The sequence below is a fragment of the Rhizobium sp. NPDC090279 genome, assembly GCF_044769665.1.
Taxonomy (GTDB): Bacteria; Pseudomonadota; Alphaproteobacteria; order Rhizobiales; family Rhizobiaceae; genus Rhizobium.
In genome coordinates, this window is sequence record NZ_JBIVYI010000001.1 from 317,251 (window position 1) to 339,563 (window position 22,313).

Annotated in this window: 22 protein-coding genes; 12 read left to right on the top strand and 10 right to left on the bottom strand. The window is 60.0% G+C overall.

Annotated features, from left to right (window positions below; all coding sequences use genetic code 11):
• The first annotated feature begins 136 nt into the window (after positions 1-136).
• The 4 genes from ACIQWP_RS01485 to repC all read left to right on the top strand — a co-directional run bounded on the left by ACIQWP_RS01485 (position 137) and on the right by repC (position 4,811).
• A complete protein-coding gene (locus tag ACIQWP_RS01485; protein WP_402781255.1) occupies positions 137-613 on the top strand; it encodes a ProQ/FINO family protein in 477 nt (158 codons plus the stop codon).
• A 528-nt stretch (positions 614-1,141) separates the two neighbouring features.
• The gene (repA, locus tag ACIQWP_RS01490) at positions 1,142-2,335 is read left to right on the top strand and encodes a plasmid partitioning protein RepA (RefSeq protein WP_402781258.1); all 1,194 of its coding nucleotides are present in this window, start codon (positions 1,142-1,144) and stop codon (positions 2,333-2,335) included.
• A 4-nt stretch (positions 2,336-2,339) separates the two neighbouring features.
• Positions 2,340-3,341 carry a plasmid partitioning protein RepB gene (gene repB / locus ACIQWP_RS01495; protein ID WP_402781261.1) on the top strand — a complete coding sequence of 334 codons (1,002 nt, stop codon included), beginning with the start codon at positions 2,340-2,342 and terminating at the stop codon, positions 3,339-3,341.
• A 156-nt stretch (positions 3,342-3,497) separates the two neighbouring features.
• The gene (gene repC / locus ACIQWP_RS01500; RefSeq protein ID WP_402781264.1) at positions 3,498-4,811 is read left to right on the top strand and encodes a plasmid replication protein RepC; all 1,314 of its coding nucleotides are present in this window, start codon (positions 3,498-3,500) and stop codon (positions 4,809-4,811) included.
• Between the two features lie 497 nt (positions 4,812-5,308).
• On the opposite strand, the gene ACIQWP_RS01505 is transcribed toward repC, so the two are convergent.
• The 9 genes from ACIQWP_RS01505 to ACIQWP_RS01545 form a co-directional block, all read right to left on the bottom strand.
• Positions 5,309-6,316: a hypothetical protein gene (locus tag ACIQWP_RS01505; RefSeq protein WP_402781267.1), complete on the bottom strand. Its 1,008-nt coding sequence runs from the start codon at positions 6,314-6,316 to the stop codon at positions 5,309-5,311.
• A 300-nt stretch (positions 6,317-6,616) separates the two neighbouring features.
• Entirely contained in the window at positions 6,617-7,036 is a 420-nt protein-coding gene (locus ACIQWP_RS01510; RefSeq protein WP_402781270.1) for a GFA family protein, read from the bottom strand.
• A gap of 150 nt (positions 7,037-7,186) precedes the next feature.
• The gene (locus tag ACIQWP_RS01515; RefSeq protein WP_402781273.1) at positions 7,187-8,515 is read right to left on the bottom strand and encodes a flagellar hook protein FlgE; all 1,329 of its coding nucleotides are present in this window, start codon (positions 8,513-8,515) and stop codon (positions 7,187-7,189) included.
• A 102-nt stretch (positions 8,516-8,617) separates the two neighbouring features.
• On the bottom strand, positions 8,618-9,334 hold the full coding sequence (locus ACIQWP_RS01520; RefSeq protein ID WP_402781276.1) for a hypothetical protein: 717 nt from the start codon (positions 9,332-9,334) through the stop codon (positions 8,618-8,620).
• A 179-nt stretch (positions 9,335-9,513) separates the two neighbouring features.
• Positions 9,514-10,143: an exopolysaccharide biosynthesis protein gene (locus tag ACIQWP_RS01525; protein WP_402781279.1), complete on the bottom strand. Its 630-nt coding sequence runs from the start codon at positions 10,141-10,143 to the stop codon at positions 9,514-9,516.
• Between the two features lie 48 nt (positions 10,144-10,191).
• The gene (locus tag ACIQWP_RS01530; protein ID WP_402781282.1) at positions 10,192-10,503 is read right to left on the bottom strand and encodes a hypothetical protein; all 312 of its coding nucleotides are present in this window, start codon (positions 10,501-10,503) and stop codon (positions 10,192-10,194) included.
• 72 nt (positions 10,504-10,575) lie between these two features.
• Positions 10,576-11,559, bottom strand: a complete 984-nt coding sequence (locus tag ACIQWP_RS01535) for a TerC family protein (protein WP_402781285.1) — start codon at positions 11,557-11,559, stop codon at positions 10,576-10,578.
• Positions 11,560-11,732: 173 nt separating this feature from the next.
• Positions 11,733-12,449, bottom strand: a complete 717-nt coding sequence (locus ACIQWP_RS01540) for an SAM-dependent methyltransferase (protein WP_402781288.1) — start codon at positions 12,447-12,449, stop codon at positions 11,733-11,735.
• A gap of 175 nt (positions 12,450-12,624) precedes the next feature.
• Entirely contained in the window at positions 12,625-13,119 is a 495-nt protein-coding gene (locus ACIQWP_RS01545; RefSeq protein WP_402781291.1) for an Lrp/AsnC family transcriptional regulator, read from the bottom strand.
• Between the two features lie 325 nt (positions 13,120-13,444).
• Here ACIQWP_RS01545 and ACIQWP_RS01550 point away from each other — a divergent pair, with 325 nt between their 5' ends.
• The 8 genes from ACIQWP_RS01550 (at position 13,445) to ACIQWP_RS01585 (ending at position 21,636) form a co-directional block, all read left to right on the top strand.
• Positions 13,445-15,199 carry an alkaline phosphatase gene (locus tag ACIQWP_RS01550; RefSeq protein ID WP_402781294.1) on the top strand — a complete coding sequence of 585 codons (1,755 nt, stop codon included), beginning with the start codon at positions 13,445-13,447 and terminating at the stop codon, positions 15,197-15,199.
• 77 nt (positions 15,200-15,276) lie between these two features.
• Complete coding sequence (locus ACIQWP_RS01555; RefSeq protein ID WP_402781297.1) at positions 15,277-15,741, top strand: hypothetical protein; 465 nt, start codon at positions 15,277-15,279, stop codon at positions 15,739-15,741.
• Positions 15,742-15,746: 5 nt separating this feature from the next.
• A complete protein-coding gene (locus ACIQWP_RS01560; RefSeq protein WP_402781300.1) occupies positions 15,747-16,433 on the top strand; it encodes an ABC transporter ATP-binding protein in 687 nt (228 codons plus the stop codon).
• Positions 16,430-17,713 (top strand): ABC transporter permease, encoded by a 1,284-nt coding sequence (locus ACIQWP_RS01565; RefSeq protein ID WP_402781303.1) that lies wholly within the window; start codon positions 16,430-16,432, stop codon positions 17,711-17,713. The genes ACIQWP_RS01560 and ACIQWP_RS01565 overlap by 4 nt, the downstream gene beginning before the upstream one ends.
• A gap of 92 nt (positions 17,714-17,805) precedes the next feature.
• Complete coding sequence (locus ACIQWP_RS01570) at positions 17,806-18,774, top strand: ABC transporter substrate-binding protein (RefSeq protein ID WP_402781306.1); 969 nt, start codon at positions 17,806-17,808, stop codon at positions 18,772-18,774.
• A 21-nt stretch (positions 18,775-18,795) separates the two neighbouring features.
• Positions 18,796-19,800 carry a FecCD family ABC transporter permease gene (locus ACIQWP_RS01575; RefSeq protein WP_402781309.1) on the top strand — a complete coding sequence of 335 codons (1,005 nt, stop codon included), beginning with the start codon at positions 18,796-18,798 and terminating at the stop codon, positions 19,798-19,800.
• Positions 19,801-19,838: 38 nt separating this feature from the next.
• Entirely contained in the window at positions 19,839-20,831 is a 993-nt protein-coding gene (locus ACIQWP_RS01580; protein ID WP_402782700.1) for a FecCD family ABC transporter permease, read from the top strand.
• Between the two features lie 7 nt (positions 20,832-20,838).
• The gene (locus tag ACIQWP_RS01585) at positions 20,839-21,636 is read left to right on the top strand and encodes an ABC transporter ATP-binding protein (RefSeq protein WP_402781312.1); all 798 of its coding nucleotides are present in this window, start codon (positions 20,839-20,841) and stop codon (positions 21,634-21,636) included.
• Here ACIQWP_RS01585 and ACIQWP_RS01590 read toward each other — a convergent pair.
• Positions 21,617-22,309, bottom strand: a complete 693-nt coding sequence (locus ACIQWP_RS01590; RefSeq protein ID WP_402781316.1) for a class I SAM-dependent methyltransferase — start codon at positions 22,307-22,309, stop codon at positions 21,617-21,619. The genes ACIQWP_RS01585 and ACIQWP_RS01590 overlap by 20 nt on opposite strands.
• Positions 22,310-22,313: the final 4 nt, after the last annotated feature.

A 22,313-nucleotide genomic window follows, 5' to 3' on the forward strand; every position in this document is an offset into this window, starting at 1 on the left:
CTGCAGGATGCGCCACCTCATATATGAACGTCGGCTTGGCGTGAGGGCGAATGAGCAGGGGCGGATTTCTTTGCCATCCCGTCAAAATCACTTCACAATCAATCCGTAATGGAATTGCACGCAGAGGAACGATTTCATGGAAGAACCCCGGACGACCAATCGCGAGCCGATCGTGGCAACCGAGCTCGATGTCAAGAAGGCGGCTGCGATCAACACGCTCTTACTTCGCCCCATCGACATCCTGCCCGCCAAGGCCGGCGACCCGATCCGTCCTTTTGCACTTGGTCTCTGGAATGAGATCCGCCCGCTCCTGAAGCCTGACGTGCCGGTCATGTCGCTTCGTCGCTCCACGAGCGCGTTTCTCCATTCCAAGCGATACTACCACGCCTGCGCCCAACCCGGCTCGATGCGGCATGATCTCGCCGGCAATCCAGTCGAACCTCTCTCAGACGAAGATAGGCTTGCCGCACAGCAGCGCCTGATCACGCTGCGCCAGACGCAGGCCAAGGCGACCGTTCAACGCGAAGAGCCGACCCCGCCGCCGGCATTGAACAAAGCAGAACTCATCCGAGCCTCCCTCCTCGGCAGACGCTCCGATCGCGCCGCCCGCTGATGCGCCAGAGGCGCATCTTTCGGCAGCCTCGCCGCTTCGCATGCCCATTGCCATGAAATTGCGACAATCCGGCCAAAGGCAATTGCCGGCCACACCCTGCCCCTGATCGACCGTTATCCTTGCCAAGGACGAATGCGCCCCGGTTCCGAATATCGACAGGGAATGTTCGCAACATATTCCTGTAGTCCGCGGACTACAGGCCAGCCCACGTCCATTCGCGGCGCAACAGCCTCATGATGCGATCATCCCTCTCGTGTCACTTCGCGGCGCGTGTTGTCCGCGGACTACTCTGCCCAGGGCTGGAATCTCACCCTTGCGAATCACTGCTCAAGTCGGCCTGAAGTAAATCGTCGCGATAGTAAAGTGATGCTCGATCAAGCACAGCCAGAACCTGTTGACGCACAAAAACGCGCCAAAAACTGCCTTTTATCTAAGCATTTGTAAAACGGACACGAATCGGAGCATATTGTAACTGCGTAGTTCAGTAGCATTCCGTCACAATTGCGCAGTTAATCGGGAAAAACAACCATGCAGCCGAGTCTTGTGCTACAAGAAGATCAAGAGCACCTTCCAACGCTTCTGGCGACAGATGCGCAGGAATTGTCTTATCAGCTCCAGCAACATCAGGCAAAGATCTTCCCGCCTCAGTCACAGAAAACAATGCGGATGTTTTCACCGGCCGAAGCTGCTGCCTTCATCGGCATAGGCGAGGGCTATCTTCGCCAGATCGCGGCCGAAGGCCATGGGCCGGACCCTCTTTCCAACGGTCGCCGGCTTTACGCCGCCGAAGACATGGACCGCATCCGCAAGGTTCTCGACGAACGCAACGGCACACCCAAATATGTGCCCTGGCGCAGAGGGTCCGAGAAACTCCAGATCGTCTCCGTCATGAATTTCAAGGGCGGCTCGGGCAAGACCACCACCGCTGCCCACCTCGCGCAATATCTGGCGCTGAGGGGCTATCGCGTGCTCGCCATCGATCTCGATCCGCAGGCTTCCTTGTCTGCTCTCTTCGGCCATCAGCCCGAACTCGATGTCGGCGAAAACGAAACGCTCTATGGCGCCATTCGCTATGAAGCACCGCGGCCAATTGCCGATATCGTTCGTTCGACCTACACGCCGAACCTGCATCTGATCCCCGGGAATCTCGAACTCATGGAGTTCGAGCACGAGACCCCGCGCGCAATGGCGGCCGGCCGCGCCGAAACGATGTTCTTTGCGCGCATTGGCGAGGTGCTGACCGAGATCGAGAGCTTCTACGATGTCGTTGTCATCGACTGCCCGCCGCAGCTCGGCTTCCTGACGATGTCGGCGCTCTGCGCCGCAACGTCGATCCTCATTACCGTTCATCCGCAGATGCTTGACGTCATGTCGATGTCGCAGTTTCTCACCATGACGAGCGAACTCATGTCCGTGGTCGAGAATGCGGGTGGGCGTACCAGCTACGACTGGATGCGCTATCTCGTTACACGTTTCGAGCCCAACGACGGGCCGCAAAGCCAGATGACCGGCTTCATGCGGGCAATCTTCGGCAATCGCATGCTGCAGAATGCCATGGTCAAATCAACGGCCGTAGCCGATGCCGGTGTGACCAAGCAAACCCTTTACGAGGTCGACCGTGCCCAGTTCACCAGGGGCACCTACGACCGCGCTCTGGATTCGCTCAATCTCGTCAACAGCGAGATCGAGACGCATCTCCGCCTGACCTGGGGAAGGAAATAGATAGATGGCGCGCAAAAATCTCCTTGAAATCTCGGCGCCGAGCACGGCGCGTACAGATGCGCCCGCAACAAAGGACAATCGTCCGATCGCCGGCTTCCTGCCGCAGGCGCGAGGCGCAGGTCCCGTGGGCGGCATTACAAGGACGCTCGGCAACATCACGGAGAAGATGGAGCGCGCCAGCGACCTCGAACGGCAGCTCGCCGAAGGGCAAACCGTCGTCGACATCGATCCCGATCTCGTCGATGGGTCCTTTGTCACTGACCGTCTTGAAATAGATCCGGTCGAACTCGGCCAGCTCGTCGAACAGATACGTGAACACGGCCAGCAGGTCCCGATCCTCGTACGCCCGCATCCGGAGTCCAAGGGGCGTTTCCAGGTTGCCTACGGCCATCGCCGTTTGGCAGCGACAAAGGAACTTGGCATCAAGGTGCGGGCCGTGGTGCGTCAGCTCACGGACGACCAGCTGGTGGTCAGCCAGGGTCAGGAAAACAGCGCGCGCACCAATCTGTCCTATATCGAACGGGCCTTGTTTGGATTGCGTCTCGAGCAGCGCGGCTTCGGTCGCGATATCATCATGGCAGCACTTGGCGTGGATAAGGCGGCGCTCTCCAAGATGTTGATCGTCACGAGGCAGGTGCCTCTACCCCTCATCAGCGCCATCGGTCCAGCTCCCGAAATCGGCCGCAGGCGCTGGCTGGAACTGGGAGAGCGTCTTGAGAGTGCGGCGCCCGAACCGATCATCGCCGAGTTGTCCGCGGACAACTACCGGACGATGCCGAGCGATGAACGCTTTCAGCGTGCTCTCATTCTGGCAATAGGCAAGCCGGCATCCGCAAAACCTGCCGCTGCCGCCTCATCCATAACCGGAATTCCGGTGACCCTTAAGCGAACGCCGGCGCGCGCCACTTTTGTTTTCGACAGCAAGGCTGCGCCCGGTTTCGACGAGTTCGTGCAAGAGAGACTGCAATCTCTCTTCAACGAGTTTAATCAAGGAAAGGAAACGTAACCAGCAAAAGAAAAAGGCCCCCAAACGACGTCGTCGTGGAAGCCCTTCTCTGATCTTAAGCAAATCGAGAATCGCATTTCCCCGAATCACAGTCAAGAGTCTTTGACGCCGTTTTGGTGAGCAGATTTCTTTTGCCACAACGTAGGTGAAAGAAAAATGGAAGCCGAATATGTGACGACGCCTTTTGGGCGGCGGTCGATGACGCTTGCCATGTTGATGGCTCAGAGACGAGCTGAACATGACAAGCCCATCAGATCCGTCGACAAATGGAAAATCTATCGTGCGCTCTGCGAAGCCAAGCCTCTTCTCGGCGTGACGGATCGTGCCCTTGCAGTTCTCAATGCGCTCCTGAGCTTCTATCCGAAGAGCGAGCTATCGGATGATGCCAACCTGATCGTATTTCCCTCGAACGCGCAATTGTCCTTGCGCGCCCATGGGATGGCCGAGCAGACCATTCGCCGCCATCTGGCCGCGTTGATCGCTGCCGGTCTTCTGGTGCGCAGGGATAGCCCCAACGGCAAGCGTTATGTCCGCCGAAGCAGGGCAGGGGACCTCAGTGAGGCCTATGGCTTCTCCTTGGCGCCTCTTCTTGCGCGAGCGGAGGAGATCGAACATCTCGCCGCCCATATCGCTGCTGAGCGCCTCCACGTCCAGAGCCTACGCGAGCGCATCAGCCTGCACAGACGCGATATCGCCAAGCTGATCGAAACTGCGCTTGCCGAAGCAGTCCAAGGCCCCTGGGAAACCGTTTATATCGGTTTCCGCGCGCTGATCGATGGTGTCCAGCGGTCTCCCAGCGCGACTGAGCTTGAAACGCTCCTGGACAAGCTCAGCCGCCTGCATAACGAGATCATCAACCGATTGGAAACACATGTAAAAGTCTCGAAACTAAGCGGCAATCCCTATCAAAATGAGCGGCACATACAGAATTCAGACTCCGAATCTCAAATTGAATCTGAAACCGGGGCAGAACAGCAGAAAACATCATCTGACGATGCGACTGTACCTCGGACCACTCCAGCAGGTGTCGAAGCGATAATATCTCCCAAAAGCCCTGGACCGGCATCCTTCTCATCCACCAGCCCAAGCTCCGCGATGGCCAGGGAAGTTCAGGCGGAACTGAAATCCTTCCCGTTGGATCTCGTTCTGCGCGCTTGCCCTGATATTTCGGCCTATGGACCAGCAGGCAGGGTCAGCAACTGGCGTGACCTGCTCTCCGCCTCGATCATCGTTAGATCAATGCTTGATATCAGCCCAGGCGCCTATCAGGAGGCCTGTGGGATCATGGGAACGGAAAATGCCGCCACCGTGGTCGCCTGCATCCTCCAGCGCGCTCCACACATCAATTCTGCCGGCGGCTATCTTCGCAATCTAACGCGCCGAACGAAAAAGGGCGAGTTTGCGATCGGACCCATGCTCATGAGCCTCCTGCGGGCAAACACCACCACAACAGCGCGAAAGGTGGCCTAGCTGGTTCCATTATCAATGCGAATAATTTGATATCCAGTTCCGCGTCCGCCCTCAATCCGCGGCGCTGAACGATTGGCAGACTTGTTGAAGGTCGCCTAGGCGCGTCGACGATAGTTTTCGTTCTCGCGAATGGTAGCGCGCGACCTCATGCAGAGCTGACGGCAGCAAAAAGAGAGATAGCTTCTGATTGGGATTTTATTTTAATGAAATCAATCGACTAGAGAGTGCGTTAAATTCAGCCTGAGCGACCAAATGAACAATGGTAAGGGCTCTTGCCACCCGCCGATACCAGGTTTTTATGCCGTTTTTGCCGGCAAATGTCCATATGTTTTCGCGTCTGAGCTCTCAGACTAGTGCTGTTGTATCCACAGGCAGGAATAGAGAACGGCCGCTCTGCCGCCAGCGGTAAGAGAAACGTATCCGCAGCCAGCATAAACAGGCGCAGCGACGATCTTGACCGCTGCTTACCTAATTCCCGGGTTTGGCACTCAGCCCTGTCACTGCTGGTCGCAGATCGGTATCGGCCGCGCAGGCGGTGCCGGATGGTCCTTCTTATATTGGACGATGATGGGCTCGAGAGTTTCCTTCGGCCAGAATTTAGGTGTCCCGATCTCCTTCAGGCAGGAGTCGTTCCAATACAATCCGGATTGGGCCGGAGCGCGTCCGGCTGCGACAGTTTTGGCGATCGCCTTGATGTCCGAGGACTCCGGATAGATGTAGAGCGTTGTCGGATTATCCTTCACCATGGAGATGATCTGATTGGCGTCCGAGGCGGACCAGCTTGTGCAGCCGTCACTGCGGCCGCCGGCATATTCCACCAGCTTTCCGAGCGGAACATATCCATCGCGGTTGGCATAGGGGCTCTGCGGGTCCTTCTTCATGCATATGCCGGCAACCTTGGCAGCGGCATGTCCGCCGATCGCCCGTTGCCGCGCATTGGCGGTCTCGCCCTCACCGTCGAACTGCAGGAACGTGCGAAGGTAGGCGGTCTCCTTGGTCTGGGAGAGATGGTAGTATCCCTTGAAGGTGGTCTTCGTCTCTTCCGTCACGTAGGAGCCGCCCGTCGTCAGGTTCGAGTCCATCGCGTTGCCGAAGTTCTTGGCGCACATGCGCCCATTGCCGAAATCGACAACGCCTTTGAGATCGCGGCCGCTGCCGTGGCCCGATGAAACGACGCGAAACGTCTGCGTCGCCTCGCAGACAATATAGAAGCGTCCCGCCGACGAACCATCATTCGGGGTGTTCGGGCGGGTCGCGTCCATGGCGAAATAGCAGGGATTCCTCACCGTGCCTTCGCTCACTTTTCGCATGTAGAGCGCGCGGGCTCTTTGCAGGATCGGCTGGGCAATCTGCCCATCACCGGTACCGACATAGGCTCCGAGCCAGGCCGGAATATCCGGCTGCCGTGCCGCTGCCAGGGATTGCGATGTTGCGGGAATAACGAGGGCGAGGGAGCAAAGGCTGAGCATCTGGGTGACGCTTCGAAGGGCATATCTCAACCGCACGGAATTAGTTCTCCTATCAAATGTTCCAGGTCCGCACGCGCCGCTACCGGCAGAAGCGACGTCGACAACCTGCCTGCCCCACAAGCCCGGCTGCCTTGCACTCAGATCCAGAAATCATAGTAGTGCGCTGCTTTGCTGAACGAGACCCTAACAGGGGCGGGAAATCCTGGCAGCCACGGATCATTGTTCGTCTACCGCCGATTTTTTCCACCCGCGTTTCACGTCAGCATTCCTCAGCGATCACGGCGCAAATATGGCGGACTTCAGGCAATCAGGGCGCGGAGAAAACCCTGCATGCGCCTATGTCGCGTCATCGGGTCGCGGTGCGGTGTGTTTCTGCGAGCGGGGCAAGCCGTCTTCCAAATGAAAGAACGGCAGTTGCTCGCTCACATAGGCATGGATAACTGGCGCGTAGAATTCCGGATGATCCATCGCGCCCAGCGTCAGGAATATCTGATGGTCGATGCGGGCGTCCCTGTAGGCAATCGGCGCTCCGCAGGTTGGGCAAAAGCTTCGCTTGACGGGATACTGACCGCAAGTCGTCCCCTCAGTGCCCTGAAAATTCACGTCCTGCGTCAGGAAGCCCACGAATGCCGCAACCGGCGCGCCGGATGCTCTGCGGCAATCGCCGCAATGGCAGTAGCTGGTGTAGAACGGCTCTGACGAAGCCTCGAACCTAATCGCGCCGCACCGGCATCCTCCGGTATGAAGTCGCGCCATGAAACTATCCTTTGCTGAAATCTGTCTGGGAAGCTCTTGGAACGAATGTATTGACTCGAGGTCATGTCTGCAAATGGCGCTTTGTCCCCGTTGCGGCCCTGGAAACAGAAAAGGGCCCCGAAGGGCCCTTGTGATAGATCGAAGCGAAACTTAGCGCTGCAGATTGACCAGAACGTCCAGGAGGTCGGAACCTGTCTGGAAGACCTTGGAGTTGGCGGTGTAGCTCTTCTGCGCCTGGATCATGTCAGTGAGCTGACCGGCGAGGTCGACGTTCGAGGCTTCGAGCGAGTTCGACTGGATGTAGCCGAGGCCGTTGCTGTTGGCGAAGCTCGTGATGGTCACGCCGGAATCGGCATTGGCCTGATAGACGTTGCCGCTCATAAGTGTCAGCTTGTCCGGGCTTGCAACGGTCGCCAACGGGATCTGATAGATCGCCTTCGGATCGCCTTTCTCATAGTTGGCGTAGACGACGCCGTTCTTGTCGATGGTGACGCCTGTGACCGCGGCTGCCGCCTGTCCATTGGTCGAGCCAGTGGAGGCGAAAGCCGATGCTTTCTGGGTCATCTTGGTCAGATCCATCGTGATCGAGCCGGCCGTCGTTGGGTCGGTGATGGTAAAGTTGCCACCGCTTGCCATATTCCCGCTTGTATCGAATGTCAGCGTGCTGGTGGCAACAGGGGCGGACGAATACGGGAAGGATGAGCCGCTGCCGGACGTGTTCGCATCGGCATTGCGGTATACAGCGACTTCCCATGTGCCTGACGTCGCGGGGGTCACTGGGGTGGTGGTGTTATCAGCAGGCTTGGCATCAGCCGTCTTAGTATAATAGATATCATACATGACGGTGTTGCCGAGCTTGTCGTAGGCTACGACCGAGCTCTTCTGGGTATCGGTCGTAGCTGCCGCACCCGTGCCACCCGTGCCCGTGTAGGCGGTGCTTGGCAGCCCGCTAGTCGCAACTGTCGCAGCCGAATTCAGGTTGCCGGTAAAGCTGCCCGACGTCGAGGGTGAGTTGGCAAGGCCACTCTGGTTGACATTGATCGGCACGAGGCCGTCAAAGCCGTTGACGACGACGGCGGGAGCACCCGATGCGTAGGAATAACCCATCAGCGTATAGCCGGCGGAATTGACGAGATTGCCGTTGGCATCCGGAGTGAAATCGCCGGCGCGCGTCAGAACCGTCGAACCATCGGCGGCCTGCACGACGAAGAAGCCGGCGCCACGGATCGACAGGTCGGTGCCCGAGTTGGTGGAGATGGCGTCGCCCTGCTGCGTCACCGAATAGCTGACATTCGTCTCGACGCTGCCGGAATTGTAGTTGCCGCCGCCCGAAGGCAGGATCAACGACGAAAAGCTGGTGCTCGCCGACTTGTAACCCGTTGTGTTGACGTTCGCGATGTTGTCCGACACCGTGCTAAGCTTATTTGCCTGCGCGTTCATGCCGGAAACTGCCGTTTTCATGCTACCAAAGATGCTCATTGGTTCCTCGCACGTTGCTGATGTCGGTACGATAGCGAGGGTGACTTGTGTGAAGCTGGTTTTTTCCTGTGTCGCGAAGTCGAGAAAAGCTTTTCGTACTACCTATTGCGAAGGCAGATACGGGGCCGGAAAGTCCAGCACGCGGCTTGTATAGCTTTCGATCAATGCGCTGAAGGGTGTGCCATCGGGCAGTTTCAGCACGGCATGATGTTCGAGGAGAAACGAAGGCAGCGTGAGAGGCTCGCTTCCGGATGGCGGCAGAGCGGCGCCTGTTTCCCATCCTTGCGGGAGAGGGGACCAAAGCAGTTTTGCCGAGAGGTTCGTGCGAGTGAAATTCAAGGCCTGAACGGCGCGGCCGAAGGCGACATCGCTGGTATCGAGCGCCGTGTTCATCTCGGTTGTGAGCTTTGCCGGCACGTACCAGTTATCCGCCTCCGACAGGATGCGATCGCCGCAGGCGAGGCGAACACGGCGATAGGCGACGGGTTCGTCAGGCCCGACCGCCAGCAGTTTCCGGATGGAAGCATCGGCCGGCTTGTCCTGACCGCGTACGCGCTGGGCAACGATCTTCGCGCCTTCCGGCGCCAGCCTGTGCGCGGCGCACCAGCGGTCGAGCGTCAGCGTGGCGCTGGCATTGCTGAGGAGATCGGCATTCAAGGTCTGCAGGATCGCGAGCGCCTCGAGACGCGACGTCGGCGTATCGGGCCACTGAGAGGCAGCCGACATCTCCTGCGCCATCGTCGTCTGCGCGCCGAGCGCAATGGCGACTGAACTGCCGAGGGCGATCATGCGGACGAAAGACGGGGACTTTGATGGCATGCGATGGAATCCTCCGCGCGGACTGATTTTACGAGCCGAAACCTTATGGCTTGCCGGTGCGCCTTGGGCATAGATGGCAGGCCTGCCGTCGTTGGCAAGGCCTGAAATGCTCTTGCGGGCAGGCGCGGCAACTGGCCGCAAAGCGAAATCACAGCGCGCCTCCTTATCCCATGGCGCGCTCACGCGCCGATTGCATTCAAACCGGCAAAGGCCACCTGAATGAGACCGGCCGTCGCGACGAAAGCCAGCGCGGAGAAGAACAGCGCCGCCAGGATCAGCAATCCGTCTCTTGCCATCAAGGCGACCGAGATCGCAACCAGAGCAAAGACCGGCATATAGTTGCCGAGCGGGATCGGCAGGACAATGGCCACCGCCAGCAGGAAGATCGGAAAGGACAAAAGCCATTGCATGGTGCCGCCGGTGAAAATTGCCAGGCGGCCCGGGCGAACGATGGCTTCGATCCTCGCGAGGATCGGCGCGCTGTAACGCACGATGAGTTCCACGACGGAGGGCGAAAGCCTGCGCCCGCTGAGAAAGGCCGGCAGCCATATCGACCGGCGGCCCACCGCGATCTGCACCGCCACCAGGGCGAGCGCACTGCCGAACACGACGCCGAATGGTCCGGGTATCGGGATCAGGGCGGGCAGTGCGAGAAAGAGGATGGTAAAGGCCATGCTGGTATGCCCGAGGCCTGAGAGCACCTCGCCGATGGAAATGCCGCCCTGTTCATGGGCCAACTTGGCGAGATCGTGCAGGCGAGCGGATGCCCTGTCATTTTGCCGAGCCGAGCCGGCTGTCTGTTGCGTCATCCGATTTCACCGGACACGGCTGCTGAACCGGTCTGCCTGGATAGAGCTTCAGGCTTCATCGGCACCTTCGCCCTTTCCTTGGATGAGCTTGATGACGGTTGCGCAGGCCGGATTGCTCTTGTCGAGCAGGTCGGCGGGGCTGCTCCAGCCGGTCGACAGGCCGATGACGGTGGAGATCGTCCAGAACGTGTCTTCCGATGCGCGTTTCGCCAGCGCCGGGACCTCTGACGAAAGACATGCCTGCGACTGCCTGACGGTCTCGACCGGCTGGCCGGCAGCAACGGCATGCCGCTCGATCTCGGCTTGAAGCGGACCAAGGGCGAAGGTTGCAAAAAGGGCTGCGAGGAGATTGGAGATCATATTTGTACCTTGTCGGAAATCTGTTTGAAGCGGGGGAGGGAGGTGCCCACAAAGTGCGGGCACCTCACGGCGTCAGGCGCTTTCGGCCTTGTCGCGGGTTTTCAGCAGGCTCCAGCCGACGCCGCTTGCGATGATGGCGAAGGTGATGCCCAGCGAGAGGGCAGCCGGGAATTTTTCCAGGCCGAGCATATCGGCGACGAAGATCTTCGAACCGATGAAGACGAGCACGATGGCGAGAGCCGGCTTCAGATACTGGAAGCGGTGAATCATCGCCGCCAGCGCAAAGTAGAGGGCACGCAGACCCAGGATCGCGAAGATATTCGACGTGTAGACGATGAACGGGTCGGTCGTGATCGCGAAGATCGCGGGAACCGAATCCACGGCAAAGATCACGTCGGCCACTTCGATCAGCACGAGCGCCATGAAGAGCGGCGTGATGAACCAGACCATCTTGCCGTTCCGCGGATGCGGCTGCTTGACGAAGAAGCGCTCGCCGTGATGGTGATCGGTGACGTTGAAACGGCTGCGCATGAAGCGGACGAGCGGATTTTTCGACACGTCCGGTTCCGTATCCTTCACGACCAGCATCTTGATGCCGGTGATGATGAGGAAGGCCGCGAAGACGTAGAGAAGCCAGGAGAATTCGGCCACCAGCGTCGCGCCGACGCCGATCATGATCGCGCGCAGCACGATGACGCCGAGAATGCCCCAGAACAGCACGCGGTGCTGATAGAGGCGAGGTACGGCGAAGAAGGCGAAGATAAGGGCGATGACGAAGACATTGTCGAGGGCCAGCGTCTTTTCGACGACGAAGCCCGTCATATAGGCAAGGCCGGAATCGGCGCCGAGATACCACCATACCCAGCCGCCGAAGGCGAGACCGAGCGTGATATAGAGCACGGAGAGCTTGATGCTCTCGCCGACGCCGATTTCCTTGTTTTCCTTATGCAGGACGCCAAGATCGAAGGAGAGGATGGCAATGACGAGCGCAAGGAAGCTCGCCCACATCCAGAGCGGCTTTCCCAGCCACTCGACGAAGAGCAAAGACGTTTCCATGACGGAAAACCTCTGTCGGCGCGGTGTCGGAAAGGTCCGACATCGCGAGAACGCCGACGGCTCTCACCAGAGGGGCCCGGACCAGCGGGTTGGCCTATAGCTGGGAAGCGACAGTTTGTGTTTCAAGGGGCCCGCGACCACTTTGCGAAAGAGCGGCAATTTTGCGCGCCCGTCTAATCTGCCGTCCGGCTGATGTGAATGCTGTAGACGCTTGCCCATTCCTGGGCGACGAAATTGGTAAGTGCGACGGGGATTTCGACAAGGGCGCTGTTTCGCGCCAAGATGCGGAATCCTCTTGGAAGGCAAATAGCAATGCGCTCGATGATCTTTTCATAGTCGACGATCAGCATCTCGCGGCCGACCATGAGATCAAACAATGCGGGATTGGTAATCACGTAGTCGTTTTCACAAAACCAGTAGGAGGCAATGGTCAGATCGGGGAGATAGCCGATCTGCGCCGGCAGGTTTCGTCGTTCGAAGGCAAAGCGCCCGGGAAGTCCGGCAGTCGACATGAGTTCCCGGCTCAGCAGAAGCTGACTTTCCGAGGCGTCCAGGCCTCGAAGCTCGAGATCGGGATTGTCGGCCAGATAGGCAAAGGCGAGACTGAAAGCGCCGGAGCCGCAGCCGAGATCGCACACCCTTTCATATTGGTGGATAGTCCCTCCGAGGCTGGAAAGCGCTCGCAGGCACTTCAGAGAATTTCGCATTCCGAACGCGCGGGTGAAAGCATCGGCCGAGCGACCATAATCGAATATCTCGATCTGTCGCCGGCTATTGACAGCATTGAGCAAAGCAATGGAGTCGCTGTTCGGGTGATAGAGATGATTACACTTTAGAAGTGTCTCGACAAAACCTTCGAGGTGCCGCGCCTGTACGTCCACATATGTCATGCAAACCCGTCCTCGCTGGAGATATACTCTTCCGAATTGTCGGAAGCGAGCATAGCCGCAAAGTAAGTGCTTCACCCGCCCTCTGTCCTTGATGGACTGCGCTAATCACAGCTTTATCGTCGGCAGCCACCCGAACCGGGCCTTTGGGAGATCTGGAACCGGGCGAGGCAGCCGTTTACCGGTCGCCGTGCCAGCTGTGTGAAGTCGGTACGGGAAATCCCTCGAAGGTCTTGAGCGTGTCAAGCACGATCGACGTCTTCACATGCTGTACAGATTCGTGCGGCAGCAGCACGTCGTTGACGAATCTCGAAAGGCCCGCGAGCCCGCGGGTTGCTACCTTCAGGTGGTAATCCATTTCGCCCGTCAGCGCATAGGCTTCCAGCACCTCCGGCAGACCATTGATGAGCTGCGAAAACCGGCGGGCATTGTCCCTGTTGTGGGTGGCAAGCGTCACGGAAATGACCACCAGCATGTCCAGCCCCAGCTTCTGCCGGTCGAGATTGGCCTGGTAGCTGCGAATATAGCCTTCCGCCTCCAGCCTCGTGCGTCGGCGCGAGCACTGCGACGGAGACAGCGCGATGCGCTCGCCGAGCTCGTTGTTCGTCAATCTGCCGTCCTTCTGGAGCTCCTCCAGCAGTCGCAGATCCAATTTGTCGAGCTGTTCATCCATTGCGCAAAACTCTCAAAATCCTCACGAAGCTTGTACAAGCTTGCCATTTCTCATGAGAATTACAAGTTGGCTAACGGAGTTTCCGGCCATATCTTGCGCGATCGAGTTCGGCGACGTTTGACGCCCTTCGGCATAATGAAACGGAAAAAGATCGTGCCGCCACCCGTGTTCGCGCCACCTTTTTAGATGTCGCACATACAATCAGGCTTCCTTATTGATTGTCGCTTCTGAATTCACGGTTGCAGAAAGTTGACTCCTTTTTACGTGATTGTCATCTGGCTTTTATAAGTGGGGAGAGGGAAGCAACCAACGCAGGGGGTATAAAATGCGTAAACTTCTTCTTTCTATGGTGTCGGCAACCGTATTGGGTGGGGCCGCCAATGCTGCAACCGTCTATCCGCTGGACCGGGCAACGGTGCTCGCGGGCTCGCCTTTCGATTTCAAGGTGGAGTTCAGCAAGGTCGTAAAGCCGGAAGACGTGAAGGTCACGGTCAACGGCGAAAGCTATGACGCGGTTTTCGGCAAGGCCGCTGATTTCGTCGCCGAGGAAAAGGGTGCCGAGGACAAGGTTCTCGGATCTGCTCTGATCCTGCGCGGCGTCAAGCTCGCGAAGGCCGGCCAGTACAAGGTCGAGGTTTCGGCCGGCGACGAGAAAAAGTCGGTCAACTGGGACGTTTACGCCACGTCGGCTACGCCGAAGGCCAAGAACATCATCTTCCTGCTCGGCGATGGCCTTTCCGTTGCTCATCGCACCGGCGCCCGCATCATGTCCAAGGGTATGACGGAAGGCAAAGCCAATGGCCGCCTCGCCATGGACGATATTCCGCCAGTCGCTTTCATCGGCACGTCCTCGACCTCTGCCATCGCGACCGATAGCGCCAATACTATGTCGGCCTACATGACCGGTCACAAGTCCGCCGTGAACGCACTCGGCGTCTATGCCGACCGCACGCCGGCGAGCCTCGACGATCCGAAGGTCGAAACGATCGGCGAGGCGCTTCGCCGCACCGGCAAGAAGTCTCTCGGCATCGTGACCACCTCCGAAGTCGAGGATGCGACGCCGGCCGCACTGGTCTCCCATACGCGCAAGCGTGCGGACAAGGCCGACATCGTCGGCATGATGTACGACGTCAAGCCGGATGTCCTGCTCGGCGGCGGCTCGGCCTACTTCCTGGCCAAGAGCGTGCCCGGCTCGAAGCGCAAGGATGACAAGGACTACATCACACTCTTCAAGGATGCCGGTTACGCTGTTGCCACCGACAAGAACGAACTGGCGGCAGCCGCCGGCTCGAACCAGGACAAGCTACTCGGCCTCTTCCACACCGGTAATCTCGACGTCACGCTCGATCGCGAATTCCTCAAGAAAGGCACCGTCGAAAAATTCCCGAACCAGCCGGGCCTGGTCGACATGACCAAGGTAGCGCTCGACAAGCTCGCCAAGAACCCGGAAGGCTTCTTCCTGATGGTCGAGGCCGCATCGATCGACAAGATGAGCCATCCGCTGGATTGGGATCGCGCTCTGGTCGACACGATCGAGTTCGACAAGGCCGTTGCCGTTGCCCGCGAATTCCAGGCCAAGAACCCGGACACGCTGATCGTCGTCACCGGTGACCATACGCATGGCGTTTCGATCATCGGCACGGTTGACGACAACAAGCCGGGCACAGAAATGCGCGAGAAGGTCGGCACCTATGCGGCCGCCGGCTTCCCGAACTACGAGGACAAGGATGGCGATGGCTATCCGGATCGCGTCGACGTTTCCCGCCGCCTGTTCATAGCCGCTAACAACGGTCCTGACCACTACGAGACCTTCCGTCCGAAGCTCGATGGTCCTTTCGTTCCGGCGATCCAGAACGAGAAGAAGGAATATGTAGCCAACGAAGCCTATAAGGACGTGCCCGGCGCCGTCTTCGTACAGGGCAACCTTCCGAAGGACGAAGACAGCGGCGTTCACGCCGTAGACGACATCGTGCTGCAGGCGGCAGGCCCCGGTGCCGAAGGCTTCCGCGGTTACATGGAACAGAGCGACGTCTACCGTGTGCTGGCCGACACCTTCGCGCTCGGCGCCGAAAAGATGTAAGTCGTCACAAGCCCTGTGAACATGGACAGGCAGTATCAAAGCCGCCTGTCTTTCTCCATCTCTTATGGGGGTATGCGATGTCGAAGAACAAGATCGCCACAATCAATCGCCGGAGCTTTCTGGCCGCTGCCGCGGCCATGCCGATCATGGGTATCGCGATGCGGGCGAACGCCGCCGAAAAACTCGGCTTCGGCGAACTCTACAAGAGCTTCGGCCCGCTCGGTCTCGAATTTTCCGACAAGGTGAAACAGTTGAACGGCAAGGATGTCGCCATCAACGGCTTCATGGCACCGCCGTTGAAGGCGGAGGCCGCCTTCTTCGTTCTGACTGAGATCCCGATGTCGCTTTGCCCCTTCTGCTCTTCCGATGCGGACTGGCCCGACAATATCATGGTTGTCTATCTCTCCGGCAAGCAGACCTTCGTGCAGTTCAATGCGCCCATCACGGCGCGGGGCGTGCTGGAGTTCGGCTCGTGGACAGACCCTGAAACCGGTTTCATCAGCCAATTGCGTCTTCGGGACGCGTCGTTCAGGACTGTCTGATCGCTATGCTCGCTCTTGATGTTTCCAGTCTTGAAATGCAGTTTCCGGGCTTGGCTCAGCCCGTGCTCGCCATTGAGCGCTTTCATCTGCCGGCGGGTGGCAGTCTTGCGATCACCGGTGCATCCGGTTCCGGCAAGAGCACCTTCGTCAACGCCGTTACCGGCCTTGAGAAGGTGACGCGCGGCAGCATCTCCTGGAGCGGCACCGAAATTACCCATCTTTCCTCCGGCCGGCGTGATGCCTTTCGGGCGCGCAACATCGGCCTTGTCATGCAGGATTTCCACCTCTTTCCCGGTCTGTCCGCCTTCGAGAACGTCATACTTCCTGTCAAACTGACGCGACGTCTCACGCCCGACGAGCGGGAACGCGCGCTCCACCTGTTATCCGTGACCGGCATTGCGCGCCCGCAGCAGAAAATCGAGACCCTGTCGCGCGGCGAGATGCAGCGCGTCGCCGTTGCCCGAGCGTTGCTGTCTCGTCCCGGCGTCGTCGTCGCCGACGAACCGACTGCTAGCCTCGATCGTCAGGCGGGCAATGAGGTTGCGGAACTTCTGCTGCAGCTGGCAGCAGAAGAAGGGACGACGCTCGTTGTTGTGACACATGATATCGCGCTTGCGGAGCGGCTTGGCCGCCGCATCAATCTGGCGAGCGGACGCATCGAAGAAGACAGCCAAGAGGTTGCCGCGCAATGATCACTTTCATCCTTGCCGACCTCAGGCGTTTCTGGAGCGGGGCGCTTGCCGTCGCGGTGCTGATTGCCCTGTCGGTTGCCTTGAGCGTGACGGTTACGTTGCAGGAGCGCGCTGTTCGCCTCGGCAGTGCGCGCGCCGCCGAAAAATTCGATCTGCTTGTTGGCGCTGCCGGCAGCGAAACCCAGTTGGCGCTTTCAGCCGTCTTCCTGCAGCCGGCGCCGCTGCCGTTGATGGACGGTGCCGTCCTTGCCCGCCTTACCAGCGATCCGCGCGTTGAACTGGCCGCCCCCGTCGGCTTCGGCGATTCCGCCTATGGGCACCCGATTGTCGGCACGACGACCGGGCTGATCTCCTCCCTCTCGCCGTCGCTGTCGCAGGGCGCCATGTTTGCGCGCCTCGGCGAAGCGGTGGTCGGTTCCGATGTCGCCTTGTCGGCGGGCGCGGAAATCAAGCCGATGCACGGCACGGCCGAAACCGGTGGCGAAACTCACACGACCATTGCCTACAAGGTCAGTGGTCGCATGGCGCCGACGGGCACGGCTTGGGATCGCGCGATCCTGGTGCCGATCCGCGCCGTCTGGCAGTTGCACGGTATGCATGGCGAAGACCATCACGACCATGATGGCGACGAGGCCGGTGCGCATGGCGCAGGCAGTCCGGAACCGGATCATCAAGAAGACCATGAACACGAGCATGGCCACGTCGATGCGGATGCCCCGATCGATGAACATTTCGACGCGCAGACGCCCGGCGTTCCGGCCGTACTCGTCAAGCCGAAAACGATTGCCGATGCCTATCGCTTGCGCCAGGAATACCGCACAGGTACGACGCTCGGCGTCTTTCCGGCGGAGGTGCTGACCAGACTCTACGCTACGCTCGGCGATGTCCGCAGTCTCCTGCTGGCGATTGCGCTGGGAACGCAGGCGATCGTGATCGCCGCGATCGCGCTGGTGACGATCATGCATGTCGGCTCCAGGCGTAGGCAGATCGGTGCATTGCGGGCGCTCGGCACGCCGGTCCGCTCGATCGTTGCGCTTGTCTGGGGCGAGCTCTTCATTCTGTTTGCCGCCGGCATCGCGCTCGGCATTGCGTTCGGCTATCTGGCGGCGCTGACGATCTCCGCGCGGCTTGCCGCGTCGACGGCGGTGCGCCTGCCTGTCGGCTTTACTATCGGGGATCTATGGCTCGTCGGAGGCTTTGCAGCCGTCGCGGCGATCATCTCCATCGTTCCGGCGATCAGCGCCCTGCGTTCCAGTCCGGCCGCGGCGCTTCGCGCCTGACGCGGTACCCGTAAAAGTCGAACCGAAACTGGATTGCAAAACTCTTCTTTATTGACTAAAGCCATCTCGCGCATCTGACGGAGGATCTCGTGATGGCGAACAATGTAGGTAAACTCGCGTCGATGTTCGGCCTGCTCGCCTTGCTGGTTGCCGGTACTGCCGCGGCGGAGGACGCGAAAACCGTCTCGGTGACGGATGACCGTGGCGTCAAGGTCGAGGTGCCTGTACAGCCGAAGCGGATTGCCGCGATCTCCTATTTTGCCGATGACGTCGCGCTTGCTCTTGGCATCAAGCCGGTCGCGAGCACCTATATGACGGCGGGCCGGCAGCCGGACTTTCTCCTCGGCTTGACCTCGCAGATGGCGCAGATCGGCCAGCGCGCCAAGCCCAATCTCGAACTGCTGTCGCAGGCCAAGCCCGATCTCATCGTCGCGATCCGCCGTTATACGGTCGGCAACGCGCCGCAGCTTGAGAAGATCGCGCCCTATCTTGCCTACAACATGGAGCTCTTGACCGAGAGCGATAAGGAAATCGCGGAATTCTCGAAGATTCTCGGCAAGCCCGAGCGTGGCCTGCAACTCAACGCCGACTTCCACAAGCACCTTGATGAGATCGCCGCCAAGGCGCCAAAGAATGCACATCCTCGTTTTGCGATCATGTGGGGCGGCGAGACGCCCTTCGCCTTTCATACGGAAAACACCTCAGCCTCGATTGTTGCCGCCATCGGCGGTGACAATATTGCCGGACCAAAAACACCCGGCGGCCCCTTCGGCATCGATTTGAGCCTAGAGACCATGCTGGAGAAAGACCCCGAAGTCCTGTTCATCTACGACTCCGGCCCGGATCGTCCACATGAGAACAACCCGATCTGGCAGGAACTGACCGCAGTCAAGAACAAGAGGGTTTTCTATGTCGGCGACCAGTGGGTCGAGACCAACGGTCCGATCGCCCGCGAGATCGTGTTGCGTGAAGCCGCGCATTATCTCTACCCAGATGCTTTTCCGGCCGTCGATGTGAGGGCGGAAGCCGCGAAGATCATTCCAGCCGACATTCAGAAGTAAATGCTTCGGGCCGTGGCCACAATGGATGCGCGCAGATCACTGGCGGTGATCGCACTCCTTGTTGCCGTGACCATGCTGGTAGTCCTAGCCGGCCTGCTGCCCGGCGCGAAGGTCTTGACGATTGCGGACGCCGGCCGCGCCCTCCTTGAGCCGGACGGCAAGGTAAACTCCATCCTTGTCTGGACGCTGCGCCTGCCACGAAGCCTTGCTGCAGCCGTTGCCGGCGCCGGACTTGCCGTCTCCGGCTATCTCCTGCAGACATTGACGCGAAATCCGCTCGCCGACCCCGGAATTACCGGCGTCACCGCCGGCGCGGTCACGCCGATCGTCTGCTGTTTTGTCTTCCTGCCCTGGCTCTCATCCGCCTACTATCCCTTCGTCGGTCTTGCGGGCGGCCTGACGGCTGCGGCCGTTACCTTCTGGGTCTCGAAAGGCGGGCAGGGGCGGCCACTGCATCTAGCGCTCGGCGGTGTCAGCGTCTCACTGTTTCTCGGCGCAATCACGATCTACGTGCTGCTGCTGACCGGGCCGCAAGCGACCTCCCTTCTGTTCTGGCTCTCAGGCGGCTTTCAAGGGCGCTCCTGGTCGCATCTCACCTATATGCTTCCTTGGGTCATCGTTGGGGTTGCGGGCGCGTTGGCGCTCCATCGCGTTATCGGTATGTTCGCGCTCAGCGATCACGCCGCCGCCGGCATGGGCGTCCAGCTCAATCTCTGGAAGCCCGTGTTGCTTGTGCTCGGGGTCTGTCCCGTTGCCGGTATCGCTCCCGTTGCGGGGCCGGTCGCCTTCGTCGGGCTGGCGGCGCCGCATATCGCCCGCCTGCTGAAGCCGCTCGGCGCGGCATGGGAGATCGCGCTTTCTGCCGCCATCGGGGCGCTGATCGTGACCGTTGCCGATCTCATCGCCCGCACGGTCGCCATTCCGAAGGAGCTTCCCGTCGGCATCATCACGGCATTGATCGGCGGGCCGGTCTTTATTTACCTCATCCAACGCGGCCGCCTGCAATTTAGGGGGCAGGGCCTATGACTGTGGACGCCCCCATTCCTCATCTGCCGCGAAGGGGCATGTTGCCGATCGTCATCGGCATCGCGGTTCTTTCGCTGGTTGCTGCGACATTCCTCGGCGTTGTCGATCTGCCGACGGCCGATGTACTCGCCGTTGTCGGCGGCAAGGGTTCGCCCGAGGCGCAGTCGATCATTCTCGATATCCGGCTGCCGCGCATCGTCACCGGTATCCTTGCCGGCATCCAGTTCGGCGTCGCCGGCCTGCTCTTGCAGACGATCACGCGAAACCCGCTTGCCGATCCCTCCCTGATGGGGGTTTCGCAGGGTGCGACGCTGACCGTCACGCTGTTCCTGCTCTTCACGGTCTATATCTTCAATCCCGGCGAAAACACGGTGGCGGAGCTGCCGATCGCCTGGCTACCCGTCGCGGGCCTTGCGGGCGGAATGATCGCCGGCGGCATCATCTACATGCTTGCCTTCCGGCTTGAGCTCAGCCCGCTGCGGATCACGCTCTGCGGCGTTGCGGTCGGCGCGGTCCTGCACGCGCTCGCTGTCGGCCTGATCGCCGGCTGGGGATCGGCGCGCATCGAGATCATTCTCGAATGGCTTTCGGGAAGCCTCTACGCGCGCACCTGGGATCATGCGCTCTTCCTCCTGCCGTTCACGGTCGCGGGCCTGCTCGTCCTGCCGCTGATTTATCGGCCCTTGGTCATGCTGCAATTCGATGCGCAGGTCGCCCGCTCGTTCGGGCTTGCCTATCGCCGGCAGTTTTCCGCCGTGCTGCTGGTTTCCTGCGCTCTTGCGGCAAGTGCGGTCGGTGCAGTCGGTCCGATCGTCTTCGTCGGGCTCGTCGTTCCGCATCTGGCCCGCTTCCTCGCCGGCCGGCACTTCCCGCTGGTTCTGCCTCTAACAGTTGTCCTCGGTGCCATCTTCGTGACGCTGGGCGATCTGATCGGCCGCCTCGCCGGGCAGGCGGAAGAAGTGCCGATCGGGGTCGTCACCGCCATTGTCGGCGTGCCCGTGCTGCTCGTCCTCCTAAGAAAAATCCCCTGAGATCGCCATGCCGCTGTCCTGTTCGCAACTCTCTGTCTTCTACGGTCGTCGCAAGGCGCTCGACGGCTTCAAGCTCTCCATGAGGCAAGGCGAAATCCGGGCGCTGATCGGCCCGAACGGATCGGGCAAGAGCACGGCTTTGCAGGCGCTTGCCGGCCTGATTGCTCCAGCCGAAGGTCAGGTAACGATCGAGGATGTCCCGGTCGCAACCATGTCGCGACGAGCGATCGCCAGGAAGCTCGCCTTCCTGCCGCAGCAGCCGTCGGCGCCGGATGAGATGACCATTGCGCAGCTGGTGCGGCAGGGTCGCTTCGCGCATGTCGGGCTTTTCCGCAGCTATGATCATAAGGATGAAGAGGCGATCGAATGGGCGCTGGAAAGCACGGGACTTTCGAGCCTTGCCGACCGCACCCTGCAGGAACTTTCCGGCGGCGAGCGGCAGCGGGCATGGATATCCGCCGCCCTTGCGCAGGAAGCCGGCATATTGCTGCTCGATGAGCCGACCTCGTTTCTCGATATAGGCTATCAGGTCGAGGTGCTGGACCTCGTCCATCGGCTCAGCCGCGAGAGGGGCGTCACCATCATCATGGCGATCCACGATATCAATCAGGCGATCGCCGTCAGCGACCGCATCTCGCTGCTGGAAAAAGGCGAGCTGCGCTTCGACGGCGAGCCGAAAGCACTCGCCGAAAGCGGCCTGATCGAAAAGACCTTCCGGGTGAAGGGGCGGTTTGTCCAGGTCAGCCCGGACGCGCCGCCGCATTTCGATGTCGAGCTGACGCGGCTTAGCCAGCCAGGGGTTTGACGAGCCGGAAGACGATTTTCGTCTGCGTGTAGTAGTCGAGCGCATCGGCAAAGTCAGGCGTCCAGCCATCCTCGACGAACGGGATGAAGCCGTCATATTCCAGCTTGCGGCCGGAGACCGCGAAGCCTGCCTTGGCAAAGGCGCGGCCGTAATCGGAAATCGAGCGATCCTGGACGACGGTATTGGTGCGCTTGGCGACGAGATCGCGCCATTTCGGCCAAAGCGGGTTGTCCGTATGGCAGCCGGTGACGGCATAATAGACGCCGCCGGGCCTTAATGCCTTCCAGATATCCGCTGCGTGCACATGGATATCCTCGACGAGGTATATGACCTCGTGGCTGATTGCGAGATCGAACTCCTCGACCCAGCCGTCGAGCGTGCCGCCGACGGCATGCTGGACCGGCAGGTTGCCCTTGAAGGCTTCGGCCTTGGCGATCGACTGTTCGGCGATGTCGATGCCGAGAGCCTTACGGAACGGCCTGATGGCATAGAGATGCCGCAGCAGGCCGCCCTGATTGCAGCCGAAGTCGACGACGCTCTTGGCGGACAGATCGCGCTCGACGATGAGGTCGATCAGATGTCTCCAGATCGGCGCATGGCCGTCTGACATTCTGTCCTCGGCATCAGGGTCGACATACCAGGTGGCGATCGTCTTCTGACCTTCTTGGCTCATCGGC

What these genes read in the sequence shown, in the direction of transcription:
- ACIQWP_RS01485 (WP_402781255.1), top strand. Translation starts at nt 137, where the DNA reads ATGGAAGAACCCCGGACGACCAATCGCGAGCCGATCGTGGCAACCGAG.
- repA (WP_402781258.1), top strand. Translation starts at nt 1,142, where the DNA reads ATGCAGCCGAGTCTTGTGCTACAAGAAGATCAAGAGCACCTTCCAACG.
- repB (WP_402781261.1), top strand. Translation starts at nt 2,340, where the DNA reads ATGGCGCGCAAAAATCTCCTTGAAATCTCGGCGCCGAGCACGGCGCGT.
- repC (WP_402781264.1), top strand. Translation starts at nt 3,498, where the DNA reads ATGGAAGCCGAATATGTGACGACGCCTTTTGGGCGGCGGTCGATGACG.
- ACIQWP_RS01510 (WP_402781270.1), bottom strand. Translation starts at nt 7,036, where the DNA reads ATGGCGCGACTTCATACCGGAGGATGCCGGTGCGGCGCGATTAGGTTC.
- ACIQWP_RS01515 (WP_402781273.1), bottom strand. Translation starts at nt 8,515, where the DNA reads ATGAGCATCTTTGGTAGCATGAAAACGGCAGTTTCCGGCATGAACGCG.
- ACIQWP_RS01520 (WP_402781276.1), bottom strand. Translation starts at nt 9,334, where the DNA reads ATGCCATCAAAGTCCCCGTCTTTCGTCCGCATGATCGCCCTCGGCAGT.
- ACIQWP_RS01525 (WP_402781279.1), bottom strand. Translation starts at nt 10,143, where the DNA reads ATGACGCAACAGACAGCCGGCTCGGCTCGGCAAAATGACAGGGCATCC.
- ACIQWP_RS01530 (WP_402781282.1), bottom strand. Translation starts at nt 10,503, where the DNA reads ATGATCTCCAATCTCCTCGCAGCCCTTTTTGCAACCTTCGCCCTTGGT.
- ACIQWP_RS01535 (WP_402781285.1), bottom strand. Translation starts at nt 11,559, where the DNA reads ATGGAAACGTCTTTGCTCTTCGTCGAGTGGCTGGGAAAGCCGCTCTGG.
- ACIQWP_RS01540 (WP_402781288.1), bottom strand. Translation starts at nt 12,449, where the DNA reads ATGACATATGTGGACGTACAGGCGCGGCACCTCGAAGGTTTTGTCGAG.
- ACIQWP_RS01545 (WP_402781291.1), bottom strand. Translation starts at nt 13,119, where the DNA reads ATGGATGAACAGCTCGACAAATTGGATCTGCGACTGCTGGAGGAGCTC.
- ACIQWP_RS01550 (WP_402781294.1), top strand. Translation starts at nt 13,445, where the DNA reads ATGCGTAAACTTCTTCTTTCTATGGTGTCGGCAACCGTATTGGGTGGG.
- ACIQWP_RS01555 (WP_402781297.1), top strand. Translation starts at nt 15,277, where the DNA reads ATGTCGAAGAACAAGATCGCCACAATCAATCGCCGGAGCTTTCTGGCC.
- ACIQWP_RS01560 (WP_402781300.1), top strand. Translation starts at nt 15,747, where the DNA reads ATGCTCGCTCTTGATGTTTCCAGTCTTGAAATGCAGTTTCCGGGCTTG.
- ACIQWP_RS01565 (WP_402781303.1), top strand. Translation starts at nt 16,430, where the DNA reads ATGATCACTTTCATCCTTGCCGACCTCAGGCGTTTCTGGAGCGGGGCG.
- ACIQWP_RS01570 (WP_402781306.1), top strand. Translation starts at nt 17,806, where the DNA reads ATGGCGAACAATGTAGGTAAACTCGCGTCGATGTTCGGCCTGCTCGCC.
- ACIQWP_RS01575 (WP_402781309.1), top strand. Translation starts at nt 18,796, where the DNA reads ATGGATGCGCGCAGATCACTGGCGGTGATCGCACTCCTTGTTGCCGTG.
- ACIQWP_RS01580 (WP_402782700.1), top strand. Translation starts at nt 19,839, where the DNA reads ATGTTGCCGATCGTCATCGGCATCGCGGTTCTTTCGCTGGTTGCTGCG.
- ACIQWP_RS01585 (WP_402781312.1), top strand. Translation starts at nt 20,839, where the DNA reads ATGCCGCTGTCCTGTTCGCAACTCTCTGTCTTCTACGGTCGTCGCAAG.
- ACIQWP_RS01590 (WP_402781316.1), bottom strand. Translation starts at nt 22,309, where the DNA reads ATGAGCCAAGAAGGTCAGAAGACGATCGCCACCTGGTATGTCGACCCT.